Origin of the sequence: Streptomyces sp. NPDC006643, from assembly GCF_042870175.1 — a bacterium.
GTDB lineage: Bacteria > Actinomycetota > Actinomycetes > Streptomycetales > Streptomycetaceae > Streptomyces.
The window spans coordinates 297,076-311,661 of sequence record NZ_JBIAHA010000002.1; the positions used below are offsets into that span (position 1 = coordinate 297,076).

Consider the following 14,586-nt stretch of genomic DNA (forward strand, 5'->3'; position numbering starts at 1 on the left):
TCTCCTCTGCGTTCTGCGGATGTTGTCGTGGGGCTCTCGTCCCGCGGATGTCGCTGCCGTGGAGGCACACCTCAGCACCGGCCCGGAGCACCGTCCACGGCGTACGGCCGAATCGCTGCCGATGACCAGCGGCGCGGTGGCCGGATTGTGCACGCGCACAAGGGCTGTCGCACCGCGCGTCCCGGTGGCATCCTCACCAGCCATGAGTGGCCGCAGAGCGCGCACTGATCGTGAGTGGTCGGTCCTGGTGACCGCGTCCCGGATGCTCCTGGAGCGCGTACCGGCGCTGACCGACCAACTGATGGACGAACTCGACGACCACTCCGAGCAGTTCGACGTGGCCGTGCCGCGCGACGAGCACTGGCGGCAGATCAACGAGGCGATGCGGTACGGGATCGAGGCCATCGCGGCCCCGCGCTCGGCCCCGCGCCGCGATCTGGCGTACGCCGAACAGCTCGGCCGGCAGCGGGCGGAGCAGGGGCTGGCGCTGGACCTGGTGCTGCACGCGTACCGGCACGCCGGATATCTGGTCTGGGACGAACTGCTGCGCATCGTCAGCGAGAAGGACCCCGACGACGTACCGATGCTCGTGCACACGGCGTCCCACATGTGGGCGGGCGTCGACCGGCAGGCGACGGCGGTCGCGGAGGCGTACCGCAGTACGGAGCAGTCGATGCGCCTCAGGAGCGACGAACGGGTGCAGGCGCTGCTCGACGCGCTGCTGGAGGGCCGCTCCACCCCGGGCCTCGCGGCGCGCGCGGCGGCCGGTCTCGACCTGCCCGAGCAGGGTCGTTACGCGGTGGTGGTCGTCCGGGTGGAGCGGCGGGACGGGCGTGAGCCGTTCCACCGGGTGGCGGCGGCGGACGGGATGCGTTTCTTCTGGCGGATGCGTACGGACTGCGAGATCGCGGTCGTCGCGCTCGACGGGGACGCGGGTCTCGCGGAGCTGGCCGCGGAGCTGTTACGGCCCCGCCAGGGCCCGGGTGGCATCAGCCCGGTCGTGGACAGCCTGGCGGAGCTGGGCCGGGCACGCCGGCTGGCGGAGACGGCGCTGCGTACGCTCCCGCCGGACGCCCCGAGCATCGTCCGCCTGGACGAACGTCTGCCGACGGCCCTGGTGGTCAGCCAGCCGGAACTCGCGGCCCGGCTGATCGCGGACGTGTTCGGCCCCCTGCTGGACCTGGACCCGGCGGACCGGGCGATCCTGCTGGAGACGCTGGACGCGTGGCTGGAGTACGGCGGCTCGGCGGGCCGCGCGGCGACGCGCCTGTACTGCCACCGCAACACGGTCTTCAACCGCCTGCGCCGCCTGGAACAACTGACCTCCCGGTCCCTGTCCCGCCCTCGCGACCTGATCGAGATGACGCTGGCACTGGACGCGTTCAGGCTGACGCCGGGGTGAGAAGCGGGCCGGGCCCGACACCGCCCCGGCGGGCTGTCGGCGGCGAGCGGCCCCGCAGGTCCGGGAGACCGCGGGCGCGGCGCGCGCTATCGCCGGCGACGCCGCCCCGGCCGTCGCCCGCCAGGGGGCTCGCGTCGCCGTGCACGAGGCCGTACTCGCCGGGCCGGGACACCGCCGGGCTGCCGGCGTCGCCCAGGTCGAAGTCCCAGCCGAACAGCTCGTGGTAGAAGGCGCGCAATCCAGCGGGCTCGGTGCCGACGATCTCGAAATGCACCACTGCCAGTCCCATGACCGCCCCACCCGCCGACCGGGCGGCGCACGCCGCCCGGTCGGCGGGCTCCCGGGCTTGCGGTCCGCGTTCAGCTCGTCGGGCGCCGACGCTTCCCGTGCGGGACGTGCCCAACACCGCCCCGGCGGGCATACCGCCACCCACCGGACCTGCGGGCCGGCCTCGGTCCGTCCGGCGTTCGAGGACGAGCACGGCCGGAGATCGCGCGGCCTCCGGGCCCGCGTCGCGTCGACGCTGACCCGTGCGGGACGGTGGCCAACACGCCCCGGCGGGCGGTACCGCCACCCACCGAACCCGCAGGCCGGGCCGGCCTCGGCCGTCCGGTGTTCGAGGACGAGCGCGGCCGGAGGTCGTGCGGCCTCCGGGCTCGCGTCGCGTCGGTAGGGCGTTAGACCAAGAAGTCGCGCGCGATGCCCGCCGACATCCGTTCCAGTAGGGGTCCCGCCTCCGCCATGCAGCGGGCCGGGTCCGGTTCCAGGTCGGTGAGGGCGTAGGCGCGGCGGATGCCCGCGCGGCCCAGGGCCTCCGGGCGCAGTGCCAGCCGGCCGCAGACCGCGATGACCTCGATGTCGCGTGCGCGGGCCGCCGCCGCGACGCCCGCCGGGGCCTTGCCGTGCAGGGTCTGTTCGTCCAGCGACCCCTCGCCGGTGATGACGAGCGTGGCGCGGGACAGCGCGGGGCCGAAGCCGAGCACGTCGAGCATGACCTCGATGCCGGGCCGGAAGCTCGCCGCGAGGCCGACGAGCGCGCCGTAGCCGATGCCGCCCGCCGCGCCGGCGCCCGGGGAGAGCGCGGCCTCGGCCGCCGTGGCTCCGATGGTCTTCTCCAGGACGCGCGCGTAGTGCGCGAGAGCCGCGTCGAGCGTGTCGACGTCCTCAGCGGACGCGCCCTTCTGCGGACCGTAGACCGCAGGGGCACCCTTCGGGCCGGTCAGCGGGTTGTCGACGTCGCTGGCGAGGACGATGTCCGTCTCCGCGATACGGGGATCGAGCCCGGACAGGTCCACCGTCGCGAGGTCGCGCAGTCCGCCGCCGCCGGGTGCCACCGGCTGCCCGTCCGCGTCCAGGAAGCGCCCGCCGAGCGCGGCGAGCATGCCCGCGCCGCCGTCGGTCGACGCGCTGCCGCCGACGCCGAAGACGATGGTGCGCGCGCCCGCGTCGAGCGCGGCGCGCAGCAGTTCGCCGGAGCCGAACGTACCGGCCGTGAGGGGGGCGAAGACGCCGCGCGGCAGATGCTGGAGGCCCGACGCCTCGGCCATCTCCACGACGGCGGTGCCGTCGCGCAGCGCGTACGCCGCGGTCAGCTCGTCACCGAGCGGTCCGGTGACCCGTACCTCTCGCCGTTCGAACCCGGCCGCCACCGCCGCGGCGACGGTGCCGTCGCCGCCGTCCGCGACGGGCAGTGCCTCGACCGTCACGTCGGGGGCGACCTGCCGCAGCCCGGCCGTCACCCGCTCGGCGACCTGCACGGCCGTGAGTGAGCCCTTGAACTTGTCCGCCGCGACGAGCACGTGCGCGGTCTTGGTTACTGCTCCGTCCGTCACCTTGTCATCCCTTGCTTTCGAACAGGCAGTCGCGCCGCACCGACCCTATCCGGCCGGGCGGCCTCCTGCCCACGACTGCCGGCCCACTGTCGGAGCCGTAAAAAATTGGACAAACCTCCCATAGACCTGGGAACGGTCATCAGCGCCACGAAGGGGCTCCTGATCTAGGCTGCCCGCGTGACCTCTCGCGACGCTGACTACCTCTCCTACATCGCCGGACTCCCCCGGGTGCTCTCCGGCGCCGCCGCGCTCTTCAGGGACGAGGAGGGGCGGGTACTGATCGTCGAGCCCAACTACCGGCCGGGCTGGGCGCTGCCCGGCGGGACCATCGAGTCCGACGAGGGTGAGACACCGCGTCAGGCGGCGCGGCGCGAGACGTTCGAAGAGATCGGGCTGGACGTCGAGTTGGGGCCGTTGCTCGCGGTGGACTGGTCCCAGGCTCCGGACCGCCCGGCGATCGTGGCGTATCTGTACGACGGTGGCGTGCTGGACGAGGAGCGGCTCGGTCAGATCCGGCTCCAGCACGAGGAGTTGCTCTCCTGGCGGCTGGTGGACCGGCACAAGATCCCCGAGTTGGTGATCGGATCGCTCGGGGGCCGGATCCTCGCGGGGCTCGACGCGCTCGAAGCCGGCACGGGGGCCGTGGAGTTGGTGAACGGGCGCCGGGTCGGGTGAACCGTCCGCACGCGGTGGTGACGGGTGTGACCGGAGCTGGTCTCATATGTCATGTACGCGCCGCACGATGCGCCGGCGCCCCCGGCTGACGCCGATTCACCTGGCGTTCGCCCGCCGTGCACGAGCGCCCTGCATGATCCAGAATCCCAGGCCCAGGACACCGGAGGGAACATGCGACGTCAGATTCGTGGCTGGCTGACAGCCCTGCTCACCACGGCGGTTGTGGCCACGGGCGCGGGGGCCGCGTCGGCGGGCACCGCGTCGGCGAGCACGCCTGCCGAGGCCGCCCAGGCCGCCGTCCCCGCAAAGACCCCGAAGCTCCCGACGACCGTCGACGGTGGCGCCTGGAAGTCCGGCCATGTCCAGGGCATGGCCGTCGACCGCCGCAAGGGGTTCGTGTACTTCTCGTTCACCAACCTGCTCGTCAAGACCGACCTCACCGGCAAGCCCCTCGGCTCCGTCACCGGTTTCACCGGGCACCTCGGCGACCTGGACTTCAACACCAAGGACGGCAGGGTCTACGGCTCCCTTGAGTACAAGGCGGCCCAGGCCTTCTACATCGCGATCTTCGACGGTGACCGCATCACCGAGATGGAGATGGACGCCGAGACGACCGGCGTCGTGACCACCGTCCACCTCAAGGAGGTCGTGGACGACTACACGGCCGACATGGACGGCAACGGCGTCTTCGACGGCGACACCGCCAAGACCGCCGACCACCGCTACGGATGCAGCGGCATCGACGGCGTCGCGTTCGGCCCCGCCTTCGACGACAAGCGGGGCACGCGGCACACCCAGCTGCTCACCGTCGCGTACGGCGTCTACGCCAACACCACCCGGCAGGACAACGACAACCAGGTGCTGCTCCAGTACGACATCCGGCGCTGGAAGAAGTACGAGCGCCCGCTCACCGAGTCCGACCCGCACACCAGCGGCCCCGGCTCGCCCGACGGCAAGTACTTCAGCTACACCGGCAACACCACGTACGGCGTGCAGAATCTCGACTACGACGCGCACACCGGCAACTGGCTGCTGGCCGCGTACAAGGGCACCAAGACGCAGTTCCCGAACTACTCGCTCTTCGTCCTCGACGGTTCGAAGCACCCGGTCTCCGGGCCGGTCGCCGGCCAGCCGACCCCCGAGCGCGGGCGGCTGCTGCCGCTCCTCAAGCGCGGGCTGCACCACCCGGCTTCGGGGACGTACGGCTGGGAGTCGACCGGTCAGTACGGGCTGGTGTCCCTCGACGACGGCCGCTACTACCTCGCCGAGGCGGGCACGGTCGTGGAGGACGGCGTCACGAAGCAGACGGGCAGGGCGGTGCTGAACCGCTGGACGGGCGAGGTGCCGACCCCCTTCACCCCGGTCACCTCCGTCGCCGACGACGGCACGACCGAACCCGAGCCCTCCGACTACGTCGGCCACGCACCGCACCCGGGTCACCTCGGCCACATCGGTCACATCGGCCACCGGCACTAGGGCGCGTCGGTCACCTTGGGAGGACCTTCGCGGGCGCTTATCGGCTCGCCCGTCCCGGCGCCGCCGCATACCCTCGCGGCATGACTCTCGTCGCGATCCTCAGCGGCGCCGGGATCTCCACCGACTCCGGCATTCCCGACTACCGGGGACCCGGCGGCCTGTGGCGGCGCGATCCCGGGGCCGAGAAGCTCGTCACGTACGACGCGTACATGAGCGACCCGGAGATCCGCCGCCGCTCGTGGCTGATGCGCCGCGACAGCCCGACCTTCCGCGCCGAGCCGAACGTCGCGCACCGCGCCGTCGCCGAGCTGGACCGGGCGGGCGGCGGCGCGGTGCGGGTGATCACGCAGAACGTCGACGGACTCCACCAGCGCGCCGGGATGCCCGCCCGCAAGGTGCTCGAACTGCACGGCACGGCGCGGGAGGTGGTCTGCACCGGCTGCGGGGCGCGCTCCCCCATGGCGCAGGCGCTGGCCCGCGTCGAGGCGGGCGAGGAGGACCCACCGTGCACCGGGTGCGGTGCGATCCTCAAGTCGGCGACGGTGATGTTCGGCGAACGGCTCGACCCGGAAGTGCTGGGGCAGGCCCTGACGATCGCCAAGGCGTGCGAGGTCTTCATCGCCGTCGGTACGACCCTCCAGGTGCAGCCCGCCGCCTCACTCGCGACGATCGCGGCCGACCACGGCGCGCGGCTCGTCATCGTGAACGCCGAGCCGACGCCGTACGACGACCAGGCCGACGAGATCATCCGCGAGCGGATCGGCACGGCGCTGCCCACGCTGCTGAAGCGCTTCCACGAGAGCTGACGCGCGGACGGCCGCCGAGATCATGACGCGCAGATCAGCACGCGCAGATCACCGCGTGGAGGTCAGCACGCGCAGATCAGCACCCGGAGATCAGAACAGCGTGTCCGCCCCGCCGGCCTTCGCACCGGCGGGGACCGGGGCCGCCGCGCCCTCGAAGACCAGCAGACGCTGCTTGCGGTCCAGGCCGCCGCCGTACCCGGTGAGGCTGCCCGTCGATCCGATCACCCGGTGGCACGGCACGATGATGCTCACGGGGTTCTTGCCGTTGGCCAGTCCGACCGCGCGGGAGGCTCCCGACTTGCCGAGCGCGTCGGCCAGTTGGCCGTAGCTGCGGGTCTCGCCGTACGGGATCGCCCGCAGCTGCTCCCAGACGCTGCGCTGGAACGGTGTGCCGTGCAGCCGCAGCGGCAGGTCGAACTCGGTGCGCCCGCCCGCGAAGTACTCGTCGAGCTGCGCGATCACGGCGTCGAACGGACGGTCCTCGGGACCGGCCATCTCGCCGAACGTCTCCTGGGGCGGCCGGTGGCGCTGCTCGGTCATGTACAGGGCGCTGAGCACCCCGTCCGTGGCCACGAGGGTCAGCTGCCCGTACGGACTGTCGACCACGGTGTGCGACCTGCTGCCGGCCGTGGGGCTGGTCATGCGGTGAACTCCTTTATGCGGGAAGGCTGTTGATGGCGTGGTCGTCGGTGGCCCAGAGGTACTGGACGGCGTACGCGCGCCAGGGCCGCCAGGCGGCGGCGCGCGCCGTGAGCGCGGCCGGTGTCGACGGCAGGCCGAGCCCCGTCGCCGCGCGGCGGACACCGAGGTCGGACGGCAGGAAGGCGTCCGGGTCGCCGAGCGCGCGCATCGCGATCGACTCGACGGTCCACGGACCGAATCCGGACAGCTCGCGCAGCCGGGCCCTGGCCTCGTCCCAGTCGCTGTCGGTGCCGAGCGGCAGCGAGCCGTCGGCGAGCGCGGCGACGAGGGTCGTGAGCGTGGTGCGGCGGCTGCGTGGCAGCGCGAGGGCTTCGGGGTCCAGCGCGGCGAGCGCGTCGGGGGTGGGGAAGAGATGGGTGAGGCCGCCCTCGGGGTCGTCCACAGGTGTGCCGTACGCGGTGACGAGGCGGGCGGCGTGCGTACGCGCGGCGGCGGTCGACACCTGCTGGCCGAGCACCGCCCGTACGGCGAACTCGGCGGCGTCGACGGTGCCCGGCACCCGGCGGCCCGGCGCCTTGTCGACCAGCGGGGCGAGCAGCGGGTCGGTGCGCAACTGGTCGTCCACGGCGACCGGGTCGGCGTCCAGGTCGAGCATGCGGCGGCAGCGGCTGATGGCGACGGTGAGATCGCGCGGGTCGGTCAGCGCGAGCCGGCAGGCGATGTGGTCCGGCTTCGGTGTGAGGGCGGCGATGCCGTGTCCGTACGGCAGGGAGAGCGTGCGCCGGTACGCGCCGTCCCGCCACTCCTCGACGCCCGGGACCGCGGTCGCGGCCAGGTGCCCGAAGAGGTTGTCGGGGTTGAGCGGGGTGCGGAACGGCAGCCGCAGACTGATCACGCCGGGCGTGGACGGCGTGGACGGCGTGGACGGCCGGGAGGGCCGGGAGGGCCCGGAGGCGGCGCGGGCGGTGTCCGGGCGCCGGGCCGCGCGGGCGCGCAGCTCGGTCGGGGCGAGGGCGAACACCTCGCGGACGGTGTCGTTGAAGGTGCGGATGGAGGAGAAACCGGCGGCGAAGGCGACCTCCGCCATCGGCAGTCCGGTCGTCTCGATGAGCAGCCGCGCGGTCTGGGCACGCTGGGCACGCGCGAGCGCGAGGGGGCCCGCGCCGAGTTCGGCGAGCAGTTGGCGTTCGATCTGCCGCTCCGAGTAGCCGAGCCGGCCGGCGAGTCCCGTGACGCCCTCACGGTCGACGATCCCGTCCTGGATGAGCCGCACGGCGCGGGCCACGGAGTCGGCGCGGGCGTTCCACTCGGGCGAGCCGGGGCTGGTGTCGGGCCGGCAGCGCTTGCAGGCGCGGAAGCCGGCCTGCTGGCAGGCGGCGGCGCTCGGGTGGAAGACCATGTTCTCGGCCTTGGGGGGCACGACCGGGCAGCTCGGCCGGCAGTATATGCCGGTGGTCAGGACGGCCGTGAAGAACCATCCGTCGAAGCGCGCGTCCTTGGAACGGACGGCGCGCAGACAGCGCTCGGTGTCGGTGTGCATGGTTCAAGCATCCGTCACCCGGGGTGGCGGGGCTGGCGAGAATCCGACATCAACCTCACGCTGCCTGCGTCACCGAACCGCCAGTCCTTCAGCTGCTGATGAAGGCCAGCAGATCGGCGTTGAACTCCTGCTCGTAGTCGCCGTACAGCCCGTGCGGCCGGCCCGGGTAGACCTTCAGCGTCGCGTCCTTGATCAGCTCGGCGGACCGGGGGCCCGCGGCGACGATGGGCACGATCTGGTCGGCGTCGCCGTGCAGGACGAGCGTGGGGATGTCGAAGCGCTTCAGATCCTCCGTGAAGTCCGTCTCGGAGAACTGCTTCACGCAGTCGTACGCGCCCTTGGACCCGACCTGCATGCTCCACAGCCAGAACGCGTCGCGCACCCCCTTCGACACGGCGGCGCCGGGGCGGTTGAAGCCGTAGAACGGGTCCGTGAGGTCCTGGTAGAACTGCGAGCGGTCGGCGACCAGGCCCGCGCGGATGTCGTCGAAGGCCTTGATCGGCAGGCCGTCGGGGTTGGCGTCGGTGCGCAGCATCAGCGGAGGCACCGCGCCCAGGAGCATGGCCTTGGCGAGCCGGGACGTGCCGTGCCGGCCGATGTAGCGGGCGACCTCGCCGCCGCCCGTGGAGTGGCCGACCAGGACGGCGTCGCGGATGTCCAGTTCGTCGAGGAGCTGGGCGAGGTCGTCGGCGTACGTGTCCATGTCGTTGCCCTGCCAGGGCTGGCCGGAGCGGCCGTGGCCCCTGCGGTCGTGCGCGATGCCCCGGAAGCCGTTCTCCGCGACGAGACGGAGCTGGCCGTCCCAGGCGTCGGCGTTCAGCGGCCAGCCGTGGCTGAACACGACGGGGCGGCCCGTGCCCCAGTCCTTGTAGAAGATCTCGGTGCCATCGGTGGTGGTGAACGTGCTCATGGCGATCCATCCCTTCTTCGGCGGTGATCCGGCACAGCGCCGGCCTCGCCGAGGGGTGGGCCCGACCGCGTACACCGGACGCCAACCAGCGTCTCAGGGATCGGCGGGCCTCGCCCATCGGGGCGACGCCCGCCGTGGCCCGTCAGCCGGAGGCGCGCAGCTTGCGCCAGACCGCCTTCGCCGCGTTCTGCCCGGACATGCCGTGCACGCCGGGCCCCGGCGGGGTCGCCGACGAGCAGATGAAGACCGCCGGGTGCGGGGTGCTGTACGGCGACAGCGACAGCTTGGGCCGTACCAGCAGTCGCAGCCCGGCGACGGAGCCGGTGGCGATGTCCCCGCCCACGTAGTTGGCGTTGCGGACCGCCAGCTCGGGCGGGCCCGCGGTCGCACGGGCGAGGACGCGGTCCCGGAAGCCGGGCGCGAAGCGCTCGATCTGCCGCTCGATCGCCTCGGTGAGGTCGCCGTCCCAGGCGTGCGGGACATGGCCGTACGCCCAGAAGACATGCTTGCCCTCGGGCGCGCGGGACGGGTCGACCAGGCTCGGCTGGGCGGTGATCAGGAACGGCGTGGCCGGCGCGCTGCCGCCGTACGCCAGGTCCAGCGCCGTGCTGATCTCCCCGCGCGTGGGTCCCACCTGGACGGTGCCGGCGCGGCGCGCAGCCTCCGCCGTCCAGGGCACGGGACCGTCCAGCGCATAGTCGATCTTGAAGACGCTGGGGCCGTACCGGTACGCGTCGTACGCTCGCCCCAGGCCCGCGATACGGGCGAGCGCGGTCGGTGAGGTGTCGAAGACGTACGCGCGGGCGGGCGGGAGGTCGTCGAGCCGCTTGACCTCGAATCCGGTGTGCACCGTGCCGCCGAGGTCACGCAGATACGCGGCGAGCGCGTCCGAGATGGACTGCGACCCGCCGCGCGGCAGGGGCCAGCCGTTCTCGTGCGCGGCGAGCGCGAACATCAGGCCCACCCCGCCGGTCGCGATCCCGCTCAGCGGGGCGATGACATGGGCGACGAGCCCGGCGAACAGCCCCTTGGCCTTCTCGTCGTGGAAGCGCCTCATCAGGAGATTCGCCGAGGGGAGCCCGGCGAGCCCGAAACGGGCGAGCGTCAGGGTGTCGTGCGGCAGGCCCCTGGGGGGCAGCGACATGAAGTCCCGCGCGAAGTTGTCCCACTTGCCGAGGAACGGCGCGACGAGCCGGCGGTACGCCCCGGCGTCGCGTGGTCCGAAGGAAGCGGCGGTCTCGGCGACGGAACGCGACAGGACGGCGGCCGTGCCGTCGTCCCACGGGTGGGCCATCGGCAGCTCGGGGTGCAGCCACTCCAGACCGAACCGCGCGAGGGGCATGTCGTTGAACGCGGGCGATCCCACGCCCAGGGGGTGCACGGCCGAACAGGGATCGTGCCGGAAGCCGGGCAGGGTCAGCTCCTCGGTCCTCGCACCCCCGCCCACGGTGTCCCGGGCCTCGAACACGGCGACGGAGAACCCCCGCCTGGCCAGCTCGACCGCGGCGGTCAGCCCGTTGGGCCCCGCCCCCACGACGACGGCATCGAGCATCGACGGCACCTTCGGACTCCTTCGTCAGCCGATGGCCAGAGGAACCAGGATATTCCTGGCCTCTGACACAGTGTCGGCGGGTCACCGGATACGCGCGCGCCGCGGCCCGCGGGGGCCGGGGGCCGCCCCGGCGCCAGGTGCGGGGCGGGACCGCGCGTTCCGGGGATCTCCCCGACCTGCCGTCACCCCCGGGCCCCGCCCGCGCGGCGCGCCGGCGAAACGGGGCGGGCCGCGCCCGGCGCCCGTGTGCGGGGGCCCGCCACCCCGCGACGCGCAGGCAACCGCCAAGGGCCGTCAGCCCCTCGGGCGCGCCCCGTGCCCGGGTGCGGGGCGCCGCCACCCGCGCGACGCCCTTTCGACGCACGGCGCCACGCGGAGGCAACGGCCAGGGGGCCGTCGGGCCGGCGCCCCGCCGTTCCCAGTGCCGCCGTACGCCGCGCAGCGAGGGCCGACAGGCGGCGCTCGCCGACGCCACACCCGCAGCGGCAGACCCAGCGCCGTCAGGCCCTCGGAGACGCCCCCGCCGGGGTCGATGTCGGGGTGCCCGACAGGAGACGGGTGCGGATGCGGCGGGCCGTCGGTTCGTCGCGGGCCGCCGTGAAGGGCAGGGCGTTGGCGCCCGTGAGGCGGAAGCGGGTGCCGGTGAGGGTCAGCTGGGTACCGCCCGCCTCCTCGACCAGCAGCAGGCCCGCCGCGTGGTCCCAGGGCAGCTCCCAGCTGAAGGCGACGGCGTCCAGCGTGCCGCGCGCGACGGCCAGGTATTCCAGGCCCGCCGAGCCGCACGGCCGGGCTGCGATGTCGTCGGCGTCCTGGACTCCCAGCAGCGCCCGCTTCTCTTCGGGCGTCGTGAAGTCCGGGTGGGACATGGCGACTTCGAGCACCGCGCCGGGCGCCGGTGTGCCGCAGTGCAGCGGGACGCCGTCCAGGAACGCGCCCCGTCCCCGTACGGCGGTGGCCATCTCGTCCGTCGCGGGCGCGTACGTCCAGGAGGCCAGCAATTCACCGCCCTGGACGAGGGCGACGAGCGTGCAGAAACCGGGCTCGCCCCGGACGAACTGGCGGGTGCCGTCGACGGGGTCGACTATCCATACGGGCGCGTCGCCGCGCAGCGCCTCCACCACCGCCGGGTCGGCGTGCACCGCCTCCTCGCCCACCACGACCGAGCCGGGCAGCAGCGCCGTGAGCGTGGCGGTCAGGTGCTCCTCGGCACCCCGGTCGGCGCTGGTCACCAGGTCGTGCGGGCCGGACTTCTCGACGATCTCGTGTGCGGCGAGCTGCCGGTAGCGCGGCATGATCTCGGCGGCAGCCGCGTCGCGCAGCGCCGCCTCGACCACGGAAAGGTCACCGTTCAGAAAGTCATCGATCATGCCTCAAGAGAACCACAGGGGTGTGACAACGCAGGTGGGGGCGGAGATGACGGCTCGATGGCGGGTCGGCGTCCGGCACGGTGGCTCAGCGGCCCACCGCGTACCCCTGCATACCGCGCGGATTGGCCGCCGCCGACAGCACGCCCGTCCGCGGGTCCCTGGCGACCGCGCACAGCCGCCCCTCCGACCAGGGTTCACCGACGGTGACGTCGTGGCCCCTGCGGCGCAGCCCTTCCACGACGGCCGCGTCCATGGACGGCTCCACCGTCATGCTGCCCGGCCGCATCCCGCGCGGGTAGAAGGAGCTGGGGAAGCTGTCGTTGTGCCAGTTGGGCGCGTCGATCGCGCCCTGGAGGTCGAGTCCGCCGCGTAGGTGCGGCCGGAGCGCGACGGCGAGGAAGAAGTGGAGCTGCCACTGGTCCTGCTGGTCGCCGCCCGGGGTGCCGAAGGCCAGGACGGGCGTGCCGTCGCGCAGGGCGATGGACGGGGTGAGCGTGGTGCGGGGCCTGCGGCCGGGCGTCAGGGAGTTGGGCAGTCCGGGCTCCAGCCAGGCCATCTGGAGGCGGGTGCCGAGCGGGAAGCCGAGTTCGGGCACGACGGGGTTGGACTGGAGCCAGCCGCCGCTCGGCGTCGCGGCGATCATGTTGCCCCACCGGTCCACGACATCGAGGTGGCAGGTGTCGCCGCGGGTCGCCCCGTCGCGGGCGACGGTCGGCTCGCCCGCGCCCGGCACCGGGACGGCGAGCGCGTCGAAGCCGGGCTGACCGGCGGCGACGGCGGTCGCGTGCGCGCTGAGGACGGGCGCGCGTCCACCGGGGCTGCCGGGCCGCAGTTCGTAGGAGGCTTCCGCGCCGATCAGGGCGCGGCGCGCGGTGTTGTACGGCTCCGAGAGCAGGTCGGCGAGTGGTACGTCGGCGGCGTCGCCGTACCAGGCCTCCCGGTCGGCCATGGCCAGCTTGCAGCCCTCCGTAAGGAGGTGGACGTACTCCTCGGAGCCGTACGCCGGAAGCTCCGGCGCGGGCGGCAGCAGGGCGAGCTGCTGGAGCAGGACGGGGCCCTGGCTCCAGCCGGCCGCCTTGCAGAGGGTCCAGCCGTTCCACTCGTACGTCGCGGGCGCCTCGTACGTCGCGGACCAGCCGGCCAGGTCGGCGGCCGTCAGCGTGCCGGTGTGGCGGGAGCCGCTGGTGTCGAGGGTGGGGCGGTCGGACTGGCGAATCAGCGCCTCGGCGATGAACCCGGTGCGCCAGATGTCACGCGCGGCCTCGATCTGAGCGACGCGGTCGTCGCCGCCCGTGGCCTCGGCCTCGGCCGTCAGACGGCGCCAGGTGGCGGCCAGCGCGGGGTTGCGGAACAGCTCGCCGGGGGCGGGGGCCCGGCCGCCGGGCAGGTACACGTCGGCGGACGAGGTCCACTCGGTCTCGAACAGCGCGCGTACGCTCTCGACCGTCTGGCCGACCCGTTCGACGGGCGCGTGGCCGTCCTCGGCGTAACCGATGGCGTAACTGAGCACCTGTGCAAGGGACTTGGTGCCGTGGTCGCGCAGCAGCAGCATCCAGGCGTCGAAGGCGCCGGGCACGGCGGCGGCCAGCGGTCCGGTGCCGGGGACGAGTTCGAGGCCGAGCGAGCGGTAGTGCTCGATCGTGGCCCCGGCGGGCGCGGGCCCCTGCCCGCAGAGCACCCGCACGTCACCGCCGGCGGGGGCGAGGATCACGGGCAGGTCCCCGGCGGGCCCGTTGAGGTGCGGCTCGACGACATGCAGGACGAACCCGGCGGCGACGGCGGCGTCGTAGGCGTTGCCGCCGTCCTCCAGGACGGCCATCGCCGACTGCGAGGCGAGCCAGTGGGTGGACGACACCATGCCGAAGGTGCCCTGGAGGGTCGGTCGTGTCGTGAACATCGGGCCTCTCACCTTGCTGTTTACGTGTATCGGCCCGGGTGGTGGGCACTCAGGACGAGTCCTGCGGAGAATCCGGGGCCACCTTCTCCCGCTCCCCCGGAAGGCTATCGATCGCTCCGCGCGCCTGCTTCCCGGCCTCCGGCACGAAGCGGACGCAGCGGACGCAGCGCGGTCGGCTTCCCGGCAACAGGGGCCCGGCTTCTGGAACTTACATCCAAATCGGCATCACTCGGGATGCGGTCGTCAGCGCGTCTTCGGAAGCCTGGCTCCAGCACACGACGCCATGCCCGCGGCACAGGGCCGCGGACAACCAGAAGGCGCGCTTGAGGGCTGAGGAGATCCCATGAAGCACCGTTTGTGGCACGCGGCGGGGCACCAACCGGCCGCATCGGACGAGAACGGACAGCTGTGTGACGCGCGACGGCGGGTGCCACCCCGGCGTGATCGGTACCGGGCCTGGGCGCGCTTGGCACTACGAAGCGCGGTG

12 protein-coding genes are annotated in these 14,586 nt (G+C 73.3%); 4 read left to right on the forward strand and 8 right to left on the reverse strand.

Translation table 11 applies throughout. The features are described 5' to 3' along the window. Positions 1–202: 202 nt before the first annotated feature. Positions 203–1,402, forward strand: coding sequence for a helix-turn-helix domain-containing protein (locus ACFYNU_RS03870; protein WP_356584821.1), 1,200 nt, complete (start codon positions 203–205; stop codon positions 1,400–1,402). Here the strand turns inward: ACFYNU_RS03870 and ACFYNU_RS03875 are convergent. Together ACFYNU_RS03875 and ACFYNU_RS03880 are read right to left on the reverse strand one after the other, a co-directional pair. Further along, the gene (locus ACFYNU_RS03875) at positions 1,383–1,691 is read right to left on the reverse strand and encodes a glyoxalase (RefSeq protein ID WP_356584820.1); all 309 of its coding nucleotides are present in this window, start codon (positions 1,689–1,691) and stop codon (positions 1,383–1,385) included. The two genes, ACFYNU_RS03870 and ACFYNU_RS03875, sit on opposite strands and share 20 nt — an antisense overlap. 388 nt (positions 1,692–2,079) lie before the next feature. Then, positions 2,080–3,234, reverse strand: coding sequence for a glycerate kinase (locus tag ACFYNU_RS03880; protein WP_356584819.1), 1,155 nt, complete (start codon positions 3,232–3,234; stop codon positions 2,080–2,082). Between the two features lie 177 nt (positions 3,235–3,411). Here ACFYNU_RS03880 and ACFYNU_RS03885 point away from each other — a divergent pair, with 177 nt between their 5' ends. The 3 genes from ACFYNU_RS03885 to ACFYNU_RS03895 all read left to right on the forward strand — a co-directional run bounded on the left by ACFYNU_RS03885 (position 3,412) and on the right by ACFYNU_RS03895 (position 6,191). Then, positions 3,412–3,909, forward strand: a complete 498-nt coding sequence (locus ACFYNU_RS03885; RefSeq protein WP_356584818.1) for an NUDIX hydrolase — start codon at positions 3,412–3,414, stop codon at positions 3,907–3,909. A gap of 171 nt (positions 3,910–4,080) precedes the next feature. After that, positions 4,081–5,385 carry a hypothetical protein gene (locus tag ACFYNU_RS03890; protein ID WP_356584817.1) on the forward strand — a complete coding sequence of 435 codons (1,305 nt, stop codon included), beginning with the start codon at positions 4,081–4,083 and terminating at the stop codon, positions 5,383–5,385. Between the two features lie 80 nt (positions 5,386–5,465). Beyond that, positions 5,466–6,191: a Sir2 family NAD-dependent protein deacetylase gene (locus ACFYNU_RS03895; RefSeq protein ID WP_356584816.1), complete on the forward strand. Its 726-nt coding sequence runs from the start codon at positions 5,466–5,468 to the stop codon at positions 6,189–6,191. Positions 6,192–6,281: 90 nt separating this feature from the next. On the opposite strand, the gene ACFYNU_RS03900 is transcribed toward ACFYNU_RS03895, so the two are convergent. From ACFYNU_RS03900 to ACFYNU_RS03925, 6 genes are all read right to left on the reverse strand, one after another. Further along, positions 6,282–6,833 carry a methylated-DNA--[protein]-cysteine S-methyltransferase gene (locus ACFYNU_RS03900; RefSeq protein ID WP_356584815.1) on the reverse strand — a complete coding sequence of 184 codons (552 nt, stop codon included), beginning with the start codon at positions 6,831–6,833 and terminating at the stop codon, positions 6,282–6,284. A gap of 13 nt (positions 6,834–6,846) precedes the next feature. Then, a complete protein-coding gene (locus tag ACFYNU_RS03905; RefSeq protein WP_356584814.1) occupies positions 6,847–8,373 on the reverse strand; it encodes an AlkA N-terminal domain-containing protein in 1,527 nt (508 codons plus the stop codon). A gap of 88 nt (positions 8,374–8,461) precedes the next feature. Then, positions 8,462–9,283 (reverse strand): alpha/beta hydrolase, encoded by an 822-nt coding sequence (locus tag ACFYNU_RS03910; RefSeq protein ID WP_356584813.1) that lies wholly within the window; start codon positions 9,281–9,283, stop codon positions 8,462–8,464. 142 nt (positions 9,284–9,425) lie between these two features. Continuing rightward, entirely contained in the window at positions 9,426–10,844 is a 1,419-nt protein-coding gene (locus ACFYNU_RS03915; protein WP_356584812.1) for an NAD(P)/FAD-dependent oxidoreductase, read from the reverse strand. Between the two features lie 491 nt (positions 10,845–11,335). Next, complete coding sequence (locus ACFYNU_RS03920) at positions 11,336–12,202, reverse strand: inositol monophosphatase family protein (protein ID WP_356584811.1); 867 nt, start codon at positions 12,200–12,202, stop codon at positions 11,336–11,338. An 85-nt stretch (positions 12,203–12,287) separates the two neighbouring features. Next, complete coding sequence (locus ACFYNU_RS03925) at positions 12,288–14,099, reverse strand: gamma-glutamyltransferase (RefSeq protein ID WP_356584810.1); 1,812 nt, start codon at positions 14,097–14,099, stop codon at positions 12,288–12,290. Positions 14,100–14,586 lie beyond the last annotated feature (487 nt).